This is a genomic window from Trinickia sp. NRRL B-1857, from assembly GCF_050470685.1.
GTDB lineage: Bacteria > Pseudomonadota > Gammaproteobacteria > Burkholderiales > Burkholderiaceae > Trinickia.
In genome coordinates this window covers 1,903,548-1,923,502 of the sequence record NZ_JBFLUK010000001.1, presented here as the reverse complement: position 1 = coordinate 1,923,502, position 19,955 = coordinate 1,903,548, and the positions used below count along the sequence as shown (strand labels likewise).

Here is a 19,955-nt window from a genome sequence, read left to right as displayed (position 1 = left end):
GGTTTGATATCTTCGCAAGTCATCCTTATTTGCGCATCAGTTTCGCCATCTCGCGAATACGTTGCGGCGGCTTGGGCGCTTCGACCTGGCCGAGCCGTACTATCGGTGCTCGGCGTCGAGGTGCATCGCGCGCAAGGTGCAACGTTCGCGCTGGGGCGGGCAGCCGACGCCCGGTAAAACGCTGTTTACCTAGGCGGAGCGCTGTGCTCGGTTATGACCTGGGAAGGTTGCTAGGCCGAATTGCAATGAGTCCTTGCGGAGAGTTGCGAGATGTTAGTGCGGACGGCCGTGGTTCGCGCGCAACGCATCCGGTTCACCCATGGCTTCGACGACGGCGTGATACTTCGCAACCGAGCGGCGGTAAGTCCATTCGAACAGCTCGACGGCGAGCGTCGTATCCAGCCGCTCGTAGACACCGATCATCGCTAGTGCGTAGTCTGACTGCCCAACATCGATAAATGAGAGCGGAGAGCAATTCGCTAGCATGAGCGGCATGTTTGCGGCGAGGCGACTCGTGCGCTTGTTGCCGTCGACGAAAGGTTGCAGGTAGGCGAGATTGACCCACAAGAAGAACGCGGCCTCGACGGGATTGCGGATAAGCCGTGCCTTTTCGATGATTTTTTCTAGTGTCTCTTCAAGTAGGCTCGGCAGCTGACTCGGTACATAAACCGTGTCCTGGATGTTGACGACTTTTTTACGGATCGCACCCAAGTCCGCTGCATCCAGTAGCAAGTCGCGCAGGAGTACGCTTTGCAGGTTTCTCACGACGAGTACTGAGATGCCTTCGCTAGGCACCGCGTCGATCAAGAACTCGATGGCTTCTTTGTGGTTCAGCAGCATGATTGCGTCGCGATCGTCGCTTTCGAGGCATCCCCTCTCGAAGAGGGCTTGTGTGTCCGACAGGCTCTTGCGGTTGCCCTCGAGACGAGACGAATACCACGAGAGGTCGATCAGTAATATCTCCCGCAACTTACGGGCGTAAGTGCCGGCCGGTTGCTGGTCTTTCGATTTGCCGATCTCGTAGAGCTGTGCGCCGAGGGCGGCTGGAAGGAGACTTGAGACGTTGGGCTGATACTGATCTACGTACGACCGATGGTACGAGACGCGATGTCGCGCACCGAGCGGTGCAGACAACGCGGTGATCAGGTTCCGGCCAACGGTACTCCACGGCGGCGAGACATATGCTGTCGCGGCTTCATGCGGTACGGCCGTAACATCGACGGGCAGTGGCGCTTTTTCCGGTACGCGATACGTCACTGAGCGGCCCGCACCTTGGCGCTCGATCGCGCCGATGGCGATCAGGTGCGCTAGTGCGCGGTTGACGTTTGGTCTCGGGCTGCTGATGTAGGCCGCGATAGCGCCTGCCTGGACACCGGGCGAAGTGTCCCCCTGGACGCCTGCGATGTATTCGAGGATGGACTTGAGAAGAGAATGGTTCGCCATGCGACGTCGAATGATAAGCTTCGCGCACCTTGATGAGCTTTGGACGAGGGTCGATGCGTCACGCCACCATCACTTTGCAAGCGCTGCCCGAGCAGTGTGACTTAATCGATCACGCTGCTAGTCTATTGGGCAAAAATCGCTCGCAGTTCGTGCTGGAGGCTGCTTGCGCGCGCGCGGAAGCCGTTGTGCTCGGTCAGGCCTTTTTCAGCCCGGATGAGGATAGGCTGCGGCGGCTTACCGCGTTGCTCGATTCATCGCATCGTACGAACCCGGGTCTTGACCGCTTGATGGCAGTCAAGCCGCCATGGACCACGGGCGACGCATGAGCATGTGGACCAGGCGCCGCAGTCGGTCGCGGAAATGCGTCGCGTCGATGGATGCAATTGCAGCCCGCCGCTAGTCGCCCATAACTAGCGCGCGGCTCTTCCCTTAGCTGCTGATTGGTCCGAAAAGTTGGCGTCTCGGCCGGCTCGATAGCCATCCCAAGCGATTTGCAGTCCGATGGCGATTGCAGTCAGCATCATCGCCCGCTGGGCGAGCGCGTCAAAGCGGCCACCGTTGCTCGTATAGTCGAGCAGCATCACGCAAAAACCGATCGAGCAATAAGAAAGGATGCGATATCGACGCCAATAAATCCTCGCGAAAAACAGCGAGGCCAGTGCCATTAAACCAGGCAGAGCAGCATTAAAAAGCGCCTGGAGCGCCGTATGGTCGATAGTCATCGGGTTCCTGTCCTTGACGGCGAAGCCGTTTGTTCGTTGGAAACCGTTTCATTTTATCGACCATGTCGAAAACGGACGAACGAAAAAACGTTTCCATGCCGCTTGCATAAAGCAGGGGTCATTGATTTTTGCGGTTGATGAGCGTGGCAGCCCTACGCGCATGACCGTCGTTCCGCGTTGCGTCAAAAAATCCGCTTGTTGGCTCACGGGCATTGATCACTGATAATGCTCGCTTTGTGGCGTCTCGAATCAGTATCCAAAAAGAAGAAAGGAACGTTATGCCCGTTCAATGCACATTCAGTCTTAACGACAAACAAACATCGCTTTTGTCTTGCCCAGGCGTCGGCGCCATTTCTGCGTTTTCCGGCAGGGGCGTTGGCCGCGACAATCCGGCGGCGGTCGAGAAAGAAGACGTCGGCCCCATCCCGAAGGGAATCTACTACATCATCGATCGTCAATCTGGTGGTCGGCTCGGCGCGCTCCGCGATTTTTGGGACGCGCATGGTGTCGGAACGACAGACCACAAAAAATGGTTCATGCTCTGGAATTCCAAGACCGGCGACTCGACGATCATCGACGGCATCAAGCGCGGTTCCTTTCGGCTCCATCCGATGGGGCCAATGGGTTTGAGCGAAGGGTGTATCACCGTGGTCAATGGCGACCAATTTAACCGGCTGGCAGAATACTTGCGCTCGCGCGGCGCGGACTTGCCGGTTCCGGGCTCCGGGTTCAAAGCCTATGGCACGGTGGAAGTGAAATGAAAAAGGCGGCTTACATCCTGGCCAACATTCTCGTCGCGCTGGTCGGCGGCTGGTGGCTCGCTCAACTCGTCGGGACTTTGCCTTATGAGATGCCATCGTGGCTCGATTCGGCGATTCGCGGGGGCATCCGCTTCACGGGCAGCGCGCAGCTCGACAACACCGACGACATCGAGACGATCGCGATCATCGTGACTTTCTTGGCATGTTCCGCGCTGGTTGGTGTTCTACTCGCGCTCGCGAACGTTGCCGGCTGTCGTATGCTATCTCGTCGGCGTAGGGCGTCCTAGCGGGGTCCCGCCCTCGCGCAACAGCACCGACTTACTCCTTGCGGCTGTGACGGTTTTTCAGGGTTGCAGGCGATGGACTGCTGCCCACAAGCTTTGTCATGCGCGCCCATAGCGGGCGCACAATGACAAAGGCCCGCGCTCCTAGGAGCAGCGGGCCTTGCGTCGATTTGGTGGCGAATCAGGGATTCTGGTGCTATCGGCCGCAATCCCTTCTAGTTGAGCGTACACGCTGCTTAGGTCGCTGTTTGGCCAGTTCGGACGGCTTCGGCGACGCTATTGCAGCAACGATGCCTTTCTCGAACAATCCACGGGCCATCTTTCTGAAAATGGCCTGTTATAATGGGGTACGAGCACTATCCTGCCTTAGGGTTGCCATCCGCAAGCTATCCAGTTGCTCCGGTTGACGGTCGTTGGCAAGATTAATAGGACGCTATGGAAGCAGAAATCACCGTCACGTTCAAAAAGTCGCTGCCGGATGATATCGTCGCCGTTCTGCGGAAACGCTTTGGTGAATCTTCCGACATTGAGGAAACTGCCAACCTGACTTCCTTGCGGGGAATCAGGCGATTCATAGAGCAAGTGCGCTTTGCGCGCACGTCGAATAGCGCTGTGCGGTTGTATTTTCGTACCGAGCGCCAGGTCGTGAAGATTCATATAGCTTCCGTGGCGCACCTATCTGTTAAGGCTATCCGCCGAGAAATCGAGAGCGAGATTGCAGAGATGGGTCGTCTGGCGAAGTCGTGCAAAAATCGCGTCAAATCTTTGGCGGGCACTATCAGCGCCGAGGGCGCGGAACTGTACGAAGTCAGCCTGCGCTCGCTTGTCGACAAGATGAAGCTGCGGGCAAAGGAGCACATTGCTCCCAAGGTGGCCGTACCACTTGCGACAGCAATCGCAGTATATAGTGTTAGAAGTCCCGCGCCAGATGTGGCCCGCGCCGCCTCGAACGCTGCTATAGCGCTGATTGTGGCGGTTCTCTTCATACTTTTCGATGCGTTTACCCGCACGTCAGCTATTGCGTACTCTGAGGTCTGAAAAATGCGAGAACAAGAGCTAGTCGACCGCTTGACCTCGTCGCTCAAAACGAAGCTTGGCCCTGCGTATCGCGTTACGCAGAATTACGCGTCAGCCTCGATTGAAGGACTGTCACCAGATGCCCGACCTGACATCGTCATTATGCAAGACGGGTCGCAGAGAACCCTCATCGTTGAGGTCAAGACACCAAGCGAGGGGCAAGAGCTACCTTTGGCGACGGCGCGCACGACGTTGGCTTTGAAGCAGGCGAACGCCGCATTCAATCCGCTAGTGGCGCTTGTTACGTCTCCGCGTACCGTTAGCCCTCTGTTGAAAGAGGAACTCGATGCGCAAAGGGTCGCGGTCCTGTCGGATGGCGATTTTGAAACGGTTGTTTCTCGTCTAGTCAAACTCGCCTCGGAAGCTCGATAACCCTTCTATTGCAACGAGCAAGCCACCAGCGATTGAGGGCTTGCTTTCTGCTGTTTCCATTGAGGTTTGTGCTTGGGCTGGCCGTTACGTTGCAGACGCAATGGAAGGATGGCCGCTTGCCTTGAGTATGCGGCCATCTGCATCTATGACGGGATGCAGAATTTTATTCAACCAACCGGTCTGCCAATGCGTCCGCGAAAGCAGGAGGACGCTGCTCCTTCCTCGCCGATGCCCAGCGCCTGTAGTGCCCAGAAGTGACGGTCATTCAGCCGCCAAATATTGCCAACTTCTTGAAGGAGGTCGGCGAGCACGTCGCAGTCGTCGTCGGTCGCGGGACTTTCAGCAATAATGAGATGACTACCCCCGCCCCGCGAGTGAGGGTTACGCTTGTAGGGTGTTTTCCTTCTTGGAGAGGCCATCATGCAAGAGATGACGCTGGTTGGAATTGTGAGATCGCACCGCGTTTGGGCGTGTCTCGCAACACCGTGACCCGTTACTTGGCGTCTCAGGACATGCCTCGCTACAAGCAGCGTGAGCCGCGGCCAACCAAGCTCGATCCATTTCACGCGTATATCGTCGAGAGAATGCGAACTGCTGCGCCACACACGATCGCTAACCGCAGCCATGCTCGACCGCATCTTGCGCCCGCCGTTGACCCGATTACGGAGCCAAGTTATCCAAGTCGCGCGTCGTGAGTCTCGGCGAGGAAAACTGCCAGCGTAGAGGCTGCGCCGACTGCTAGCCTGGTGTGGCGAGGCTGCAAACCTCTCGCGCCTGCGGCCTTACTGCGTATTTCGGACGAACGTGACCGGCCGTTTCGGGATTGTGACCGACGATTTCGGCAACGTGACCGGTCATTTCGGGAACGTGACCGAACGGACCGGAAGGCAGGATTGGCGTTGCGCATGACATCAATCACGCGGGCTATGCTCGCCGGCTTTGGCCGGAGAGAACATGCCCGCGCACCGGATGAACATGCGCATGATCAAGGACGTTTTACGACTTAAATTCGACGGTGGCTTCTCGCACGATCGGATCGCCGCGTCGCTGGGCATTTCCAAAGGCGTGGTCACGAAGTACGTCGGACTGGCGGGCGCCGCCGGGCTGGACTGGGCAAGTGCCTGCGACATGGACGAAGGCGAGCTCGAGCGGCGGCTGCTCGGCAAGCCCACGGGGCCAGCGGCCTATGCCCAGCCCGATTACGGGCGCATCCATCAGGAACTGCGCCGCAAAGGTGTGACGCTGACGCTGCTGTGGGAGGAATACCAGGCCGAGTTCGCCGACCGGAAAACCTACAGGTACACGCAGTTCTGCGAGCACTACAAGGCGTTCACGAAGCGATTAAAGCGCTCGATGCGCCAGATCCACCGCGCCGGCGAGAAGCTGTTCGTCGACTTCGCCGGCCCCACCTTGCCGCTGACCACCGGACGACGCGCTCACGTGTTCGTGGCCGCCATGGGCGCATCGAGCTACACGTTCGCCTGCGCGACGCCGGCCGAGACGATGGAGGACTGGCTGGGTGGCATTGCGCGCGCACTGACCTTCTATGGCGGCGTGCCGCAACTGATCGTGCCGGATAACCCGCGTGCAATGATCGCCGATCCCGACCGCTATGAACCTCGCGCTGGCGACACCGTGCTGGACTTCGCGCGGCATTACGGCACCTCGTTTCTACCTGCACGCGTGTATCGTCCACAGGACAAACCGAAGGTAGAAGTCGCGGTCCAAGTCGTCGAGCGTTGGATCATGGCGCGCCTGCGTCATCACCGATTCGCCTCGGTCCAGTCGGTCGACGACGCCATTCGGCCGTTGCTCAAGAACCTGAACGAGCGCCCGTTCCAGAAACTGCCCGGATGTCGTGCGAGCGCATTCGCCGACCTAGACGCGCCGGCATTGCAACCGTTGCCCGTGCAGCCCTATGAATTAGCACGCTTTAAGACGGTCACCGTCCACATCGACTATCACGTCGAGATCAACAAACACCGCTACAGCGTGCCGCACGCGCTGGTCGGTCTGAAGCTTGATGCGCGCATTACGGCGGGCGCTGTCGAGCTATTGCATCGCGGCCGTCGCGTTGCCAGTCATGCTCGCAACGATCGCGCGGGTGGCTACACCACCGTCGTCGAGCACATGCCGGCGGCGCACCGCGCTCATCTCGAATGGACACCGCAGCGGCTCATTCATTGGGGGCAGCAGATCGGGGCGGCCACCGGCGTGCTCGTCACTCGACTACGGCAAGAGCAACGCCACCCGGAGCACGGCTATCGGGCGTGTCTCGGATTGCTCTCGCTGTCTCGTCGCTATGGCCGCGAGCGCCTCGAAGCGGCGTGTGCGCTCGCGTTGGAACTGGGCGTGCATCGCTACCGCCATGTACGCGACATCTTGATCAATAACCGCGATCGCGCCGCGGCGGCAACGCCTGCCGACTGGGTCAGCCCAAGCCACGCGCACGTGCGTGGCCCCAGCTATTACCAATAACGAGAACCCGCCATGATGATGCAACAGACACTGACGCAACTGCGCGCCCTCAAGCTTGACGGCTTCGCCGACGGCCTTGAAGAACAACTGACACAGCCCGGCTCGGCCAGCCTGAGCTTCGAGGAACGATTCTCGCTGCTGGTCGACCGAGAAGCCAGTTGGCGCGACGATCGACGCCGCACACGCCTGCTCAAACAAGCACGCTTGAAGTATCCGCAGGCTGCCATCGAAGACCTGGACACCCGCGCTGGCCGAGGCGTGGACTCTCGCTCGCTCATGAGCCTCGCTCTCGGCGATTGGGTCGAAGCTGGTTACAGCCTGCTCATTAGCGGCCCGACAGGCGCTGGCAAATCGTGGCTCGCCTGCGCGCTCGCCCAATACGCCTGCCGGTGCGGGCACTCGGCGTTGTATCTGCGCGTGCCGCGCCTGAGCGAGGAACTGCGAGTGCTGCACGGCAACGGCGGCTTCACCAAATGGTTGCTACAAGTGGCCCGCGTTGATGTGCTCCTGCTGGACGATTGGGGAATGGCTCCCCTTGACGCGACGGTTCGAAACGATTTGCTCGAGATGATCGATGACCGCGCCGCAGGCAAGGCGACCATCGTCACAAGCCAGCTACCGATTGAACACTGGCATGGCTGGATCGGCGACGAAACCATTGCCGACGCGATGCTCGATCGCCTCATGCAGCGTCATCATCGGATCACGCTCACCGGCGAATCGCTCAGAAAAGCGGCACTCAAACTCAACACTCCGGAGCCCGAACTCGACCAAAACTGACAAGGAAATCTACAATCGACACCGCGCAACGCCAAAACCCGCCGAATCGGTCACGTTCCCGAAATCGGCGGTCACGTTCGCCGAAATACGCACTTACCATGACCTGTGCCGGGCGGCGCAGCGTCAGTTGGGGCACAAGTCGATTGCGATGACGGAGCACTATGTCCGTGAGCGCAAGGGGATCGGGTCGATCCAACTAAGTGACGGAGGCAGTGTGGCTAGGAACTCGGTGGCGCGGCAGGATGAGTTGCGTGATGCCTTTCGATCAGTTGATGCTATCTCGGGGCTTGAGGGGTACGAACCGACGGAGTTTGACCTTAGTCTCTGAGAGTTGTTTATCTCAGGTGAAAATAGCGTTTGATGAATTCTTGGATCGTTTGTTGACGTACATCAGGGATCGGGGTGTTTAGCGTTTGGGGAGGCAAAGGGGGGGCTGTTCGATAGCCTCGTCTAAGTAGTAGCGCGGGGTGTTGTCAGCTTAAATGCGTAATGCAAAGATGACGCCGTGCGAGTATTATCCTCGTCGGGGAAGCTGTGACACAAACGTAAGCGAGCGTGTGGATGCAGTTATTTCAGCGAGCTGCGTTGGTCCGGTTTCTGAAAAAATAAAACGAGGAAGACCTGATGGCTAATTATTTTAGAACACTGTATCTTGGTGCGCTGAATATTGTTATTCAGCCGCATGCTCCGAGAATCTATGCTGATCGCTTTGAGAAGTGTGCGGAGTTGATGCGTCGTGATTTTAAGAATAAGAAATTTTTTAGTCGTCTTAATGATGGTTATTTGATAACCAGTATACGTGCCATAGATGGTGATGGGGTCAATAATGGGTATGCTGGAGAGATTGCGAGATTCCTGAAGTTTAATCCGAAGGTTGCTAGCCAGTGGCTTAAGCTGTCGGATGGTAAACAGGCGCAAGATGAAGATATTGTTAGCGTCAATGTTCCGGCTGATCTTCAACCAAATTTAGGTATCTTTAAATTTGCTTTTTATCCAAAAAATCATCGACTGGTTTTTGAGACAAAGGCTGAAAGTAGAAATATAAGCCATAGATCGGTGCTCGCTCTCTTTGATCATTTCTTTAATCATTCTGGTCTACCTGCCGGGACAGAACGTGTTCGGATAACCATTGAGCAGAGTAGACAAATGATCAGCCGTATCCTCAAACTAGAGGAGCTGTCGGCAGTCGATCTGAAGTTGGCGCGGCCCAATGATCTCATTTCTGCGCAGGACAAGGAAGAGGCGATCGCTGATATGACCAGGGCGGGTGTTGAAGAGATCGAGATTCGGTTGCAGCGTACGCATGAGAAGGCGATTGAGCTGTGGGATTGGATAAAGAGGCTTGCGGGTTGGGCGCCTTCGAATGGTGCGCTGACGGCAACGGGATATGAGAAGGGAAAGAAGGTGACGCTATCTACGGAAAATCATCCGATCACACATAAGCCAAAATATGATAGCCGGCTTTCTGTTGCCAGCGACGCGTTCCTCGTGGAGTCACAAAAATTAGGCAGCGATTTGGATAAGGGTTGATTGCGATGAGTCTGCGTGGGAGATTAAAGATTTCTATAGGGTTGCCTAGCTACTGGCAGGCCTATGGTGGAATCTCGACGTTATTGAAGTCGAAATTCTTCTATATATCCGTAATCCTGACGTGGGTTTGCTATCCGGTTTGGTCGAAACCTGAGTGGTGGGGGCAGGTCGTTTCTGTGCTGCCTACGATCCTTGGGTTTACGATCGCGGCATTTTCTATCTTCCTGAGTCTTGGGAACAGGATATATAAAGGGGCGATGCACAAGCGTAAGGCAAGTGGTCGAGTTTCTTTGTATCTGAAGATATGCGCGATATTCGCACATCAGATGTTTGTTCAGGCCGGCGCAGTGTTGTTGGCGATCGTTTTGCCGGCGCTATACCAGCGTCCGATTCCCGTTTCGGAGCCCTGGGTTACTCTGAATGAGTGGGCTAGAGTTGGCTCGTGGGCCTTCGCATATTTCTTGTTCATCTATGGGATTTTGTTAGTCGTCGCCGGCGGCTTGAACATCTTCAGCATCGCGACGTTAATTCAAGCTGCGGAAGAAGTTGACGCTGACACGCAGGCCCGCATGGCAGCGAATCGGCGGCGGAGCTGGCTGGTGAAGGCGAAAGGGGTGTTGCAGAAGTCGCCTTGACGACATTCGGAATTGAGCATGCCCAGGGTGGGGCCGCGACAAGGTTGGAGAGGGCTGCCGTGGGTATTGCTGCTCGGTGCTTTGCGGAGCGTTGGACCTTTTGCGGAGCAAAGAAAAAGGGCCCAGCTTGCGCTGAGCCCTTTCTGCAACTGGTGGCGAATCAGGGATTCGAACCCCGGACCTGCGGATTATGATTCCGTCGCTCTAACCGACTGAGCTAATTCGCCGAAGAAGAAAGATTATGGTCATGGCGGGCCCGTCTGTCAACCACTTTCTGCGGCGACCTACGAAAAACTTCGGCCGCCCGGCCCGCCTAACCCACCCTCAATCCTGCGCGTAGATGTTGGAGTCCTTCGTTTCCTTCACGAAAAGCATCCCGATCACGAACGTACCGAGCGCGATCGCCACCGGATACCAGAGCCCGGAGTAGATATTGCCCTGCGCCGCGACGATCGCGAACGCCGTCGCCGGCAGGAACCCGCCGAACCAGCCGTTGCCGATGTGATAGGGCAGCGACATCGACGTGTAGCGGATCCGCGTCGGGAACATCTCGACGAGCATCGCCGCGATCGGCCCGTACACCATCGTCACGTAGATCACGAGCACCGCCAAAATCGCCACCGTCATCGGCCAATTCAACTGCGACGGATCGGCTTTGGCCGGATAACCGGCGCTCTTGAGCGTCCCGGCCAGCGTTTTGTCGAATGCCTTGCCCTTGTCCTTCGCGTCGGCGGCCTTGCCGTCGTAGGTGTCGACCACCGTATCGCCAACCTTGATCTGGGCCATGGTTCCAGCCGGCGCTGCCACGTTCGAATAGTTCAGGCCCGATTTCGCCAGCGCGCTCTTGGCGATGTCGCACGAACTCGTGAACTTCGACGTACCGACCGGGTTGAACTGGAACGAGCACTCGTCCGGGTTGGCGATGACGACGATCGGCGCTTTCTGCTCGGCGGCTTCAAGCGTCGGATTGGCATAGTGCGTAAGCGCCTTGAACAGCGGGAAGTACGTCAGCGCGGCGATCAGGCAGCCGACCATGATCACGGGCTTGCGGCCGATCCGGTCGGACAACGAGCCGAAGAACACGAAAAACGGCGTACCGATCAAAAGTGCGAGTGCGATCAGGATGTTGGCGCTCGCACCGTCCACCTTCAGCGTTTGCGTGAGGAAGAACAGCGCGTAGAACTGGCCCGTGTACCAGACCACCGCTTGGCCGGCCGTCAAGCCGATCAGCGCCAGGATCACGACCTTCAGGTTCTTCCATTGGCCGAACGCTTCGGTCAGCGGCGCCTTCGACGTCTTGCCTTCCGCCTTGATCCGTTCGAACGCGGGCGACTCGCTCAGTTGCATACGAATCCACACCGACACGGCGAGCAAAATCAGCGAAGCGACGAACGGAATGCGCCAGCCCCAAGCGCCGAACGATTCCTCACCCATCGCCGTACGCACGCCCAGGATCACGAGCAGCGAGAGGAACAACCCGAGCGTTGCCGTCGTTTGGATCCACGAGGTGTAGTAGCCGCGACGGTTCGCCGGCGCATGCTCCGCGACGTATGTGGCCGCGCCGCCGTATTCGCCGCCGAGCGCCAAGCCTTGCAGCAAGCGCATCGCGATGAAGATCACCGGCGAGGCGAAGCCGATCGAGGCATAGCCCGGCAGGAAGCCGACGACAAAGGTCGAAAGGCCCATGATCATGATCGTGATCAGGAACGTGTACTTGCGGCCGACCATGTCGCCCAACCGCCCGAACACGAGCGCCCCGAACGGGCGAACCGCGAAGCCCGCCGCAAAGCCGAGCAACGTGAAGATGAACGCGGCCGTCGGATTGATACCGGAGAAAAAGCTCTTGCTGATATAGGCCGCGAGCGAACCCGCTAGATAAAAGTCGTACCACTCGAACACGGTGCCGAGCGACGACGCGAAGATTACTCGCTTCTCGTCGCTAGTCATCGGCGCGTGCGAAACCTGCCCGCCAAGGGTTGCCATCGTTCGTCTCCAATAATTTTGATAATGCGTTCGCAGGCGGTGCAACTCCTTGCACACCCGTCGACGATTATTGGAACGAAAACTTACGGCCTACTGACGCGGACGGCATTTCCAAAAGACCGGGGGTGACGTCGTGGTGGCTACTTTTTGCCGTCTTCTGTTGGTAAATGCAGAAAAAATTCTGGTAAATGTGTTCTACGTCGAAATTCTGCTTCAGCGAGGGGCGCGGCGATGCGCTCGTCTCAGGGTAAGCTCGGGGTGTCGTTCGATATCGGTAAGCTGACGCGCACGAGCGTCCCGGTAAGGCGGGGAGATTCCTGGTAGATGTGATCGTCGATCGTGAGCGTACCCCCGTGCATGACGGCGATTTCCCGGACGATCGCAAGGCCGAGGCCGCTGCCGTCGCCTTCTCGTCCGAGGATCCGATAAAACCGCTCCACCACCTTCGGCCGTTCGGCCGGCGCAATGCCTGGGCCGGTGTCCTCGACTTCGATCAAGACGAATCCGGTATCTCTGCGCGGCCGCACGCGCACGGTAATGCGGCCGCAAGCTGGCGTGTAGCGGATCGCGTTATCGATGACATTCGAGAGCATCTCTCGGAGCATGACCGGATTGCCGTCGACGAAAACCGGCTCGTCCGGGCCTTCGTAGCCGAGGTCCATTTGCTTGGCGAGCGCCGCGCGTACCCAGTCGCGCACGGCCAGCCGGGCGAGATGCGCCACCTCGACCGGCGAGAAGACTTGACCGGAGCTGCGATTCTCGGCCCGCGCGAGCGCCAGCAACTGGGTGACGAGGCGCGCGGCTTGATCGGCGCCTGTCGCGATCTGCTCGAGCGAGCGGCGCACCTCGGGCGAAACGTCGTCGCGCAGCGCGAGCTCGGCTTGCGTGTGCAAACCGGCAAGCGGGGTCTTCATTTGGTGCGCCGCATCGGCGATGAAGCGTTTTTGCAGATCGATGTTCTGCTCGAGGCGAGTCAGCAAATCGTTGAACGAGGTCACGAGCGGTTCGATCTCGGGCGGCGCGCTCGACGCTTCGAGCGGCGAGAGGTCGTCGGGCCGCCGCGCGCGCAGGTTGGCCTGAAGCGACGTGAGCGGCGCAAGTCCACGCGACAGTCCGAACCAAACGAGGACGATCGCCAGCGGCAGGATGACGAACTGCGGCAGGATCACGCCTTTGATGATCTCGTTGGCGAGCGCGCTGCGCTTGTCGAACGTTTCGCCGACTTGCACGAGCACCGACTGTTCGTTGCCGCCGGCCGGGGCGAGCGCCACCGTCGTGTAGGCGATGCGAATGTCATTGCCGCCGAGCGTCGCATCGCGGAATTCCACGAGGCCGGGCTGGGGGCGGTCGTCTTCGTTCGGCAGCGGCATGTCGGGCACGCCGGCCACCAGTTCGCCGCGTGTGCCGATCACTTGATAGAAGACTTTGTCGACGTTGTCGCCCGTGAGGAAGTCCCGAGCGGCTTCCGGCAACGTCAACGTGGCGACGCCGTTCACCGGATGAATCTGCCGGGCAAGGACGTAGGCGTCCGTTTCGAGGCCGCGGTCGAAGGGGCCGTTGGCGATCGTCTTGGCGACGAGATACGTGACGGCGATGCTCATCGGCCATAGCAGCAGCAACGGCGCGAGCATCCAATCGAGAATTTCCCCGAACAGCGAACGAGGCCGGGTGCGGCCTGCGCTCCCCGTTTCGTCGGGCGGGGCGAACGGATTCACCGGATCGGCGGCAGGAAGCGCGTGGGTCCGATGCGCATCGCTGCGGGCCGCCGGCTCCGGTTGCTCGGAGGGTGCCGAGCTCGGTGCGCCGTCGTTGGCGGAAGCGGGCGAGGCCACGATGGGCCTACTTCGGCCGGGCGTTAGCGGCAATGTCGGCTGGCGGCGGCGGGGCGGTCACGTTCGCCACGGGCGCAGCCGGCGTTGCGGCGGCGCCGGGGTTCGCGTTTGCCGTGCCCGCGCAGGTTGACGCGGGCTTTTCGAGGCAATAGCCCAGTCCGCGCACTGTAATGATGCGCACGCCGCCCGGCTCGATCTTTTTACGCAGCCGGTGCACGTAGACCTCGATGGCGTTGTTGCTGACCTCTTCGCCCCACTCGCAGAGATGATCGACGAGTTGTTCCTTCGACACGAGCCGCCCGATGCGTTGCAACAGCACTTCGAGCACGCCCAGCTCGCGCGCCGACAGTTCGAGCACTTGATCGTTGACCGACGCGACGCGCCCCACCTGGTCGTAGGCGAGCGAACCGTGCCGCACGAGCGCGGGTCCGCCGCCGCTGCCGCGCCGCGTGAGCGCGCGCACGCGCGCCTCGAGTTCGTTCAGATGAAACGGCTTGCTCATGTAGTCGTCGGCGCCGAGGTCCAGCGCTTTGACGCGCTCGTCGACGCTGTCGACGGCGGTCAGGATCAGTACCGGCAAGGCCGAGTTGCGCGCGCGCAGGCGGCGCAGCACCTCGAGCCCGGACAAGCGAGGCAGGCCGAGATCGAGAATCAAAAGGTCGAACGTTTGCATCGACAGCGCAGCGTCGGCCTCGCTCCCGGTCTTCACGTGATCGACGGCATAGCCCGATCGGCGGAGTGATCGGACGAGGCCGTCCGCGAGTATGCTGTCGTCTTCGGCAATGAGTATTCGCATGATGCGCCGCGCCGCATGCCGGCGCCTTCGTGCCGGTGTCGGGCGGGTGTCTCCGGTGGTCTTGTGGATCCGACGCGGGGAAGGGGTTCACGAGGCGCCGCCCCGATATTCCGTTGCCGCAACGCAAATCCGCCCGCATCGGGCTTGCAAAGAACCCTGTTTTTTTATACAGTGTCTGCGTTTCGAGCGCTAGCCGGCGAATGGCAAAAATCGTGGCCGTAGTCGCAACCTCGGTCGCGTAGCCATCGGCTCTCATCGCCCGGCCCGCCCGCCGCAGACGCCCGCTCATCATAGCAAAGGACGATTCATGGAAGAAAGCAAGAAAGGCTCGGCTGGACTGACGGCTGAAAAGAGCAAGGCGCTGGCCGCCGCGCTCGCGCAGATCGAGAAGCAGTTCGGCAAAGGGTCGGTCATGCGGCTCGGCGACGGCGAAGTGGTCGAGGACATCCAAGTGGTGTCCACGGGCTCGCTCGGCCTCGATATCGCACTCGGCGTCGGCGGTTTGCCGCGTGGGCGCGTGGTCGAAATCTACGGGCCGGAATCGTCGGGTAAGACCACGTTGACGCTGCAAGTCATCGCCGAAATGCAAAAGATCGGCGGCACGGCTGCGTTTATCGACGCCGAACACGCGCTCGACATTCAATACGCGCAGAAGCTCGGCGTGAACGTCGGCGATCTACTCGTTTCGCAGCCCGATACGGGCGAGCAAGCGCTCGAAATCGCCGATGCGCTCGTGCGCTCGGGCTCGATCGACATGATCGTGATCGACTCGGTCGCGGCGCTCGTGCCGAAGGCGGAAATCGAAGGCGAAATGGGCGATTCGCTGCCGGGCTTGCAGGCTCGGCTGATGTCGCAGGCACTGCGTAAGCTGACGGGCACGATCAAGCGGACGAACTGCCTCGTCATCTTCATCAACCAGATTCGGATGAAGATCGGCGTGATGTTCGGCAATCCGGAAACCACGACGGGCGGCAACGCGCTGAAGTTCTACGCTTCGGTGCGGCTCGACATCCGCCGTATCGGTTCGATCAAGAAGAACGACGAAGTCATCGGCAACGAAACGCGCGTGAAGGTCGTCAAGAACAAGGTGTCGCCGCCGTTCCGCGAAGCGATCTTCGACATCCTCTACGGCGAGGGTATTTCGCGTCAGGGCGAAATCATCGATCTCGGCGTGCAAGCGAAGATCGTCGATAAGGCGGGCGCCTGGTACAGCTACAACGGCGAACGAATCGGCCAAGGCAAGGACAACGCGCGTGAGTTCCTGCGCGAAAATCCCGAAATGGCGCGCGAGATCGAGAACCGCATCCGTGAATCGCTCGGCGTCAACGCGATGCCGGCCAGTACGGGCGGCGACGTCGAAGTAGCGGACGAAGAAGAGTAAGCCGCTCGTGATTCGCAAAGGGCGGGCGGCGCAAGATGACCGGCGCGGGCTCAGCCCTCGCCGTGGGCGTCCGGGCGAAGCCCGCGCTAACAACGAGGCGCGTGCCGATACTTCACGCGATGAAGCATCGCCGCGCCCCGATCCGCTCGATCCGCAATCCGATGACGAGGCGTTCGACTCGTCGTCTCCGGTCTCGGAAGATGCCGACGAGGGCCGCCGTTCGCGCCGGCCCGTTCGCTCGCTCAAGATGCGGGCGATCGATTACCTCTCGCGGCGCGAATACAGCCGCGCCGAACTGACCCGCAAGTTAGCGCCGTTCGTCGAGCCAGACGACGAACTCGATCCGCTGCTCGACGCGCTCGAGCGCGAAGGCTGGCTATCCGAGGCGCGCTTCGCGGAAAGCGTGATGAACCGGCGTTCGTCGAGGATGGGGGCAAGCCGCATCGTCAACGAGTTGCGTCAGCATAAGGTCGACGACACGCTCGTCCAGTCCGTCGGTGCGCAACTGCGCGAGACCGAGCGCGCTCGCGCTCAAGCCGTTTGGCGCAAGAAGTTCGGTGAGCTGCCGCAATCGCCCGCCGAGCGGATGAAGCAAACCCGCTTTCTCGCGATGCGCGGCTTTTCGCACGCGACGATCTCGCAGATCCTCAAAGGCGACGACGACTGGAGCGACGAGTAAGACGCACCAGGCGCTCCATGCGCACCCCGCGCTCCTCGCGATCCTCGCGATCCTCGCGCGCTACGCGGCCGGGGTAGTTGCGCTCTTCAACCGGTGGGTGCAACCGCCTGCGCCGATTCGGCGCCTTGCGACGTATCACAACGTGGGCTTCCGGCGGCCGTAATACTCAGTATGGTAAAATCCAGCGGTTTTCCTCTCCAGCCGTTCCCCTCGCATGCCGCTTTCGCCGCCCGTCTCCCGCCAGTTGCGCCATCGCCGCGCAATCCGAGCGGAAGCCTTCGAGCGCGACGACGGTCTGTGGGACCTCGAGGCGTGTCTGACCGACCATAAGCCGCGCGATGTCGCATTGGCGCCCGGTGTCCGGCCCAAGGGCCTACCGATCCATGAACTCTGGCTTCGCATCACTATCGACCGCAAGCTCACCATCGTCGACGCCGAAGCGTCGTCGGAATGGGTGCCGTATCCCGGTCACTGCGAAGCCGCCAATCCCGCCTACCGCGCCCTCATCGGTCTCAACCTCCTCAACGATTTCCGCCGCCAAGCACGGCGCTTGCTCGCCGGAACGGCAGGCTGTACGCATCTCACCGAACTCTGCTCCATCTTGCCGACCGCCGCGATCCAAGCGTTCGCGGGCGACGTCTGGAGCACGCGCGATAGCGCGACGGACACCGCCGAAGGCGATGCCGAACACGCCGGCGCACATCGCGAACCGCCGTTCCAACTCGATCGCTGCCACGCGCTGCGATTCGACGGCGAAGCGGTGCGCCGCTTTTATCCGCGCTGGTACGGGCACGTACCGCGCAGCCTCAAAACGAGCGACGCATCGGCGGCGCAGCCACCGGCATCGGTGAGCGGCTCCCCGGGCCCCGATGCGCATAGCTCGAACACAACGAATAACTACGAAGTTCAATCCAACTCTCACTCAGACTGAAGGGAATCACGCATGAAGATTCACGAGTACCAGGGTAAGGAAATCCTGCGGAAATTCGGCGTCGCGGTACCGCGCGGCAAGCCGGTGTTTTCGGTGGATGACGCGGTCAAGGCCGCCGAAGAGCTGGGCGGCCCGGTGTGGGTCGTCAAGGCGCAGATTCATGCAGGCGGCCGCGGTAAGGGCGGCGGCGTGAAGGTCGCCAAGTCGCTCGAGCAAGTTCGCGAGTACGCGAACCAGATCCTCGGCATGCAGCTCGTCACCCACCAAACCGGTCCGGAAGGCCAGAAGGTGAACCGCCTGCTCATCGAAGAAGGCGCGGACATCAAGAAGGAACTCTATGTCGGTCTCGTGATCGATCGCGTGTCGCAAAAGGTCGTGGTGATGGCCTCGAGCGAAGGCGGTATGGACATCGAGGAAGTCGCCGCGAAGACGCCGGAGGCGATCCACAAGGTGGCCGTCGATCCGTCGAAGGGCCTGCTCGATTCGGAAGCCGACGATCTCGCGAAGAAGATCGGCGTGCCCGACGCATCGATCCCGCAAGCGCGCGCGATTCTCCAAGGTCTGTACAAGGCTACGTGGGAAACGGACGCATCGCTGGCCGAAATCAACCCGCTGATCCTGACGGGCGACGGCAAGGTCATCGCGCTCGACGCCAAGTTCAACTTCGATTCGAACGCGCTGTTCCGTCACCCGGAAATCGTCGCGTATCGCGATCTGGACGAAGAAGATCCCGCTGAAGTCGAAGCGTCGAAGTTCGACCTCGCGTACATCTCGCTCGACGGCAACATCGGCTGCCTCGTGAACGGCGCCGGCCTGGCCATGGCGACGATGGACACGATCAAGCTGTTCGGCGGCGAACCGGCGAACTTCCTGGACGTCGGCGGCGGCGCGACGACCGAGAAGGTTACCGAAGCGTTCAAGCTGATGCTGAAGAACCCCGATCTGAAGGCGATTCTCGTGAACATCTTCGGCGGCATCATGCGCTGCGACGTGATCGCGGAAGGCGTGATCGCCGGCTCGAAGGCCGTGAACCTGAACGTTCCGCTCGTCGTGCGCATGAAGGGCACGAACGAAGACCTCGGCAAGAAGATGCTTGCTGAATCGGGCCTGCCGATCATCTCGGCGGACAGCATGGAAGAGGCTGCGCAGAAGGTCGTCGCGGCGGCCCAGGGCAACGCGTAAGCGGCCCGGGCGCAACAGGATACGAACAGAGGTCAATACATGTCGATTCTGATCAACAAAGACACGAAGGTCATCACGCAGGGCATCACCGGCAAGACCGGCCAGTTCCATACGCGCGCATGCCGCGAATATGCGAACGGCCGCGAAGCATACGTGGCGGGCGTGAATCCGAAGAAGGCCGGCGAAGATTTCGAAGGCATTCCGATCTACGCAAGCGTGAAGGAAGCGAAGGCCGAAACCGGCGCAACGGTCTCGGTCATCTACGTGCCGCCCGCGGGCGCCGCCGCGGCCATCTGGGAAGCGGTCGAAGCCGACCTCGACCTGGCGATCTGCATTACCGAAGGCATTCCCGTTCGCGACATGATCGAAGTGCGCGATCGTATGCGTCGTGAAAACCGCAAGACGCTGCTGCTCGGACCGAACTGCCCGGGCACGATCACGCCGGACGAGCTGAAGATCGGCATCATGCCGGGTCACATCCACCGCAAGGGCCGCATCGGCGTCGTGTCGCGTTCGGGCACGCTGACGTATGAGGCCGTGGCGCAACTGACGGCGCTCGGCCTCGGCCAATCGTCGGCGGTCGGTATCGGCGGCGATCCGATCAACGGTCTGAAGCACATCGACGTCATGAAGATGTTCAACGACGATCCGGATACGGACGCCGTGATCATGATCGGCGAGATCGGCGGTCCGGACGAAGCGAACGCCGCTTACTGGATCAAAGACAACATGAAGAAGCCCGTCGTCGGCTTCATCGCCGGTGTCACGGCGCCTCCGGGCAAGCGCATGGGCCATGCCGGCGCGCTGATCTCGGGCGGTGCCGATACGGCCGACGCGAAGCTCGAAATCATGGACGGCTGCGGCATCAAGGTGACGCGCAATCCGTCGGAAATGGGCCGTCTGCTGAAGTCGATTCTGTAAGAAGCAGCACAAGGCTTGCGCCTCGCGCGAGAGCACGAGGCGCGGCCGATGCGCCGTTTTTGGTATCCTTGCGAAATTCTTTCGTAAGGCTTCCGACAGACGCAAAAAAGCGAGGGAGCGAATTCGCTCCCTCGCTTTTTTATTGCTGCCGCCTTTGTTGCCCTTGTT

At 60.2% G+C, this 19,955-nt stretch carries 19 protein-coding genes, 1 tRNA gene and 1 pseudogene; 15 read left to right on the top strand and 6 right to left on the bottom strand.

Annotation, left to right across the window (positions count from 1 at the left end; all coding sequences use genetic code 11):
• Positions 1 to 273: 273 nt before the first annotated feature.
• Positions 274 to 1,443, bottom strand: a complete 1,170-nt coding sequence (locus tag AB1286_RS08590) for a Fic family protein (protein ID WP_430362869.1) — start codon at positions 1,441 to 1,443, stop codon at positions 274 to 276.
• A gap of 53 nt (positions 1,444 to 1,496) precedes the next feature.
• Between AB1286_RS08590 and AB1286_RS08585 the strand changes: the two genes are divergently transcribed.
• Positions 1,497 to 1,769, top strand: coding sequence for a DUF1778 domain-containing protein (locus tag AB1286_RS08585; RefSeq protein ID WP_430362868.1), 273 nt, complete (start codon positions 1,497 to 1,499; stop codon positions 1,767 to 1,769).
• An 84-nt stretch (positions 1,770 to 1,853) separates the two neighbouring features.
• On the opposite strand, the gene AB1286_RS08580 is transcribed toward AB1286_RS08585, so the two are convergent.
• Positions 1,854 to 2,165, bottom strand: a complete 312-nt coding sequence (locus AB1286_RS08580; RefSeq protein ID WP_430362867.1) for a hypothetical protein — start codon at positions 2,163 to 2,165, stop codon at positions 1,854 to 1,856.
• 278 nt (positions 2,166 to 2,443) lie between these two features.
• Here AB1286_RS08580 and AB1286_RS08575 point away from each other — a divergent pair, with 278 nt between their 5' ends.
• The 9 genes and pseudogenes from AB1286_RS08575 to AB1286_RS08535 all read left to right on the top strand — a co-directional run bounded on the left by AB1286_RS08575 (position 2,444) and on the right by AB1286_RS08535 (position 10,082).
• A complete protein-coding gene (locus AB1286_RS08575; protein WP_430362866.1) occupies positions 2,444 to 2,926 on the top strand; it encodes a DUF2778 domain-containing protein in 483 nt (160 codons plus the stop codon).
• Positions 2,923 to 3,213: a hypothetical protein gene (locus AB1286_RS08570; RefSeq protein ID WP_430362865.1), complete on the top strand. Its 291-nt coding sequence runs from the start codon at positions 2,923 to 2,925 to the stop codon at positions 3,211 to 3,213. The genes AB1286_RS08575 and AB1286_RS08570 overlap by 4 nt, the downstream gene beginning before the upstream one ends.
• Before the next feature lie 432 nt (positions 3,214 to 3,645).
• Positions 3,646 to 4,248: a hypothetical protein gene (locus AB1286_RS08565; protein ID WP_430362864.1), complete on the top strand. Its 603-nt coding sequence runs from the start codon at positions 3,646 to 3,648 to the stop codon at positions 4,246 to 4,248.
• Between the two features lie 3 nt (positions 4,249 to 4,251).
• Entirely contained in the window at positions 4,252 to 4,659 is a 408-nt protein-coding gene (locus AB1286_RS08560) for a hypothetical protein (RefSeq protein ID WP_430362863.1), read from the top strand.
• Between the two features lie 449 nt (positions 4,660 to 5,108).
• A pseudogene (locus tag AB1286_RS08555) lies at positions 5,109 to 5,273 on the top strand (IS21 family transposase); the annotation flags it as partial.
• A gap of 340 nt (positions 5,274 to 5,613) precedes the next feature.
• The gene (gene istA, locus AB1286_RS08550; RefSeq protein WP_430362862.1) at positions 5,614 to 7,137 is read left to right on the top strand and encodes an IS21 family transposase; all 1,524 of its coding nucleotides are present in this window, start codon (positions 5,614 to 5,616) and stop codon (positions 7,135 to 7,137) included.
• A gap of 12 nt (positions 7,138 to 7,149) precedes the next feature.
• Complete coding sequence (gene istB / locus AB1286_RS08545) at positions 7,150 to 7,917, top strand: IS21-like element helper ATPase IstB (protein WP_430362861.1); 768 nt, start codon at positions 7,150 to 7,152, stop codon at positions 7,915 to 7,917.
• Positions 7,918 to 8,541: 624 nt separating this feature from the next.
• Positions 8,542 to 9,447, top strand: coding sequence for a DUF4747 family protein (locus AB1286_RS08540; protein ID WP_430362860.1), 906 nt, complete (start codon positions 8,542 to 8,544; stop codon positions 9,445 to 9,447).
• Positions 9,448 to 9,452: 5 nt separating this feature from the next.
• Positions 9,453 to 10,082: a hypothetical protein gene (locus AB1286_RS08535; RefSeq protein WP_430362859.1), complete on the top strand. Its 630-nt coding sequence runs from the start codon at positions 9,453 to 9,455 to the stop codon at positions 10,080 to 10,082.
• A 150-nt stretch (positions 10,083 to 10,232) separates the two neighbouring features.
• On the opposite strand, the gene AB1286_RS08530 is transcribed toward AB1286_RS08535, so the two are convergent.
• The 4 genes from AB1286_RS08530 to AB1286_RS08515 all read right to left on the bottom strand — a co-directional run bounded on the left by AB1286_RS08530 (position 10,233) and on the right by AB1286_RS08515 (position 14,693).
• Positions 10,233 to 10,309 (bottom strand) — tRNA-Met (locus tag AB1286_RS08530).
• A 97-nt stretch (positions 10,310 to 10,406) separates the two neighbouring features.
• Positions 10,407 to 12,065, bottom strand: a complete 1,659-nt coding sequence (locus tag AB1286_RS08525; protein WP_430362858.1) for an MFS transporter — start codon at positions 12,063 to 12,065, stop codon at positions 10,407 to 10,409.
• Positions 12,066 to 12,307: 242 nt separating this feature from the next.
• A complete protein-coding gene (locus tag AB1286_RS08520) occupies positions 12,308 to 13,897 on the bottom strand; it encodes a sensor histidine kinase N-terminal domain-containing protein (protein WP_430362857.1) in 1,590 nt (529 codons plus the stop codon).
• Positions 13,898 to 13,904: 7 nt separating this feature from the next.
• A complete protein-coding gene (locus AB1286_RS08515; protein WP_430362856.1) occupies positions 13,905 to 14,693 on the bottom strand; it encodes a response regulator in 789 nt (262 codons plus the stop codon).
• A 307-nt stretch (positions 14,694 to 15,000) separates the two neighbouring features.
• Here AB1286_RS08515 and recA point away from each other — a divergent pair, with 307 nt between their 5' ends.
• From recA to sucD, 5 genes are all read left to right on the top strand, one after another.
• On the top strand, positions 15,001 to 16,074 hold the full coding sequence (gene recA / locus AB1286_RS08510; RefSeq protein ID WP_430362855.1) for a recombinase RecA: 1,074 nt from the start codon (positions 15,001 to 15,003) through the stop codon (positions 16,072 to 16,074).
• Between the two features lie 7 nt (positions 16,075 to 16,081).
• Entirely contained in the window at positions 16,082 to 16,753 is a 672-nt protein-coding gene (recX, locus tag AB1286_RS08505; protein ID WP_430362854.1) for a recombination regulator RecX, read from the top strand.
• A gap of 214 nt (positions 16,754 to 16,967) precedes the next feature.
• Positions 16,968 to 17,684 carry a DUF2889 domain-containing protein gene (locus AB1286_RS08500; RefSeq protein WP_430362853.1) on the top strand — a complete coding sequence of 239 codons (717 nt, stop codon included), beginning with the start codon at positions 16,968 to 16,970 and terminating at the stop codon, positions 17,682 to 17,684.
• 12 nt (positions 17,685 to 17,696) lie between these two features.
• Entirely contained in the window at positions 17,697 to 18,866 is a 1,170-nt protein-coding gene (gene sucC, locus AB1286_RS08495; RefSeq protein WP_430362852.1) for an ADP-forming succinate--CoA ligase subunit beta, read from the top strand.
• Between the two features lie 39 nt (positions 18,867 to 18,905).
• On the top strand, positions 18,906 to 19,787 hold the full coding sequence (gene sucD / locus AB1286_RS08490; protein WP_136894786.1) for a succinate--CoA ligase subunit alpha: 882 nt from the start codon (positions 18,906 to 18,908) through the stop codon (positions 19,785 to 19,787).
• Positions 19,788 to 19,955 lie beyond the last annotated feature (168 nt).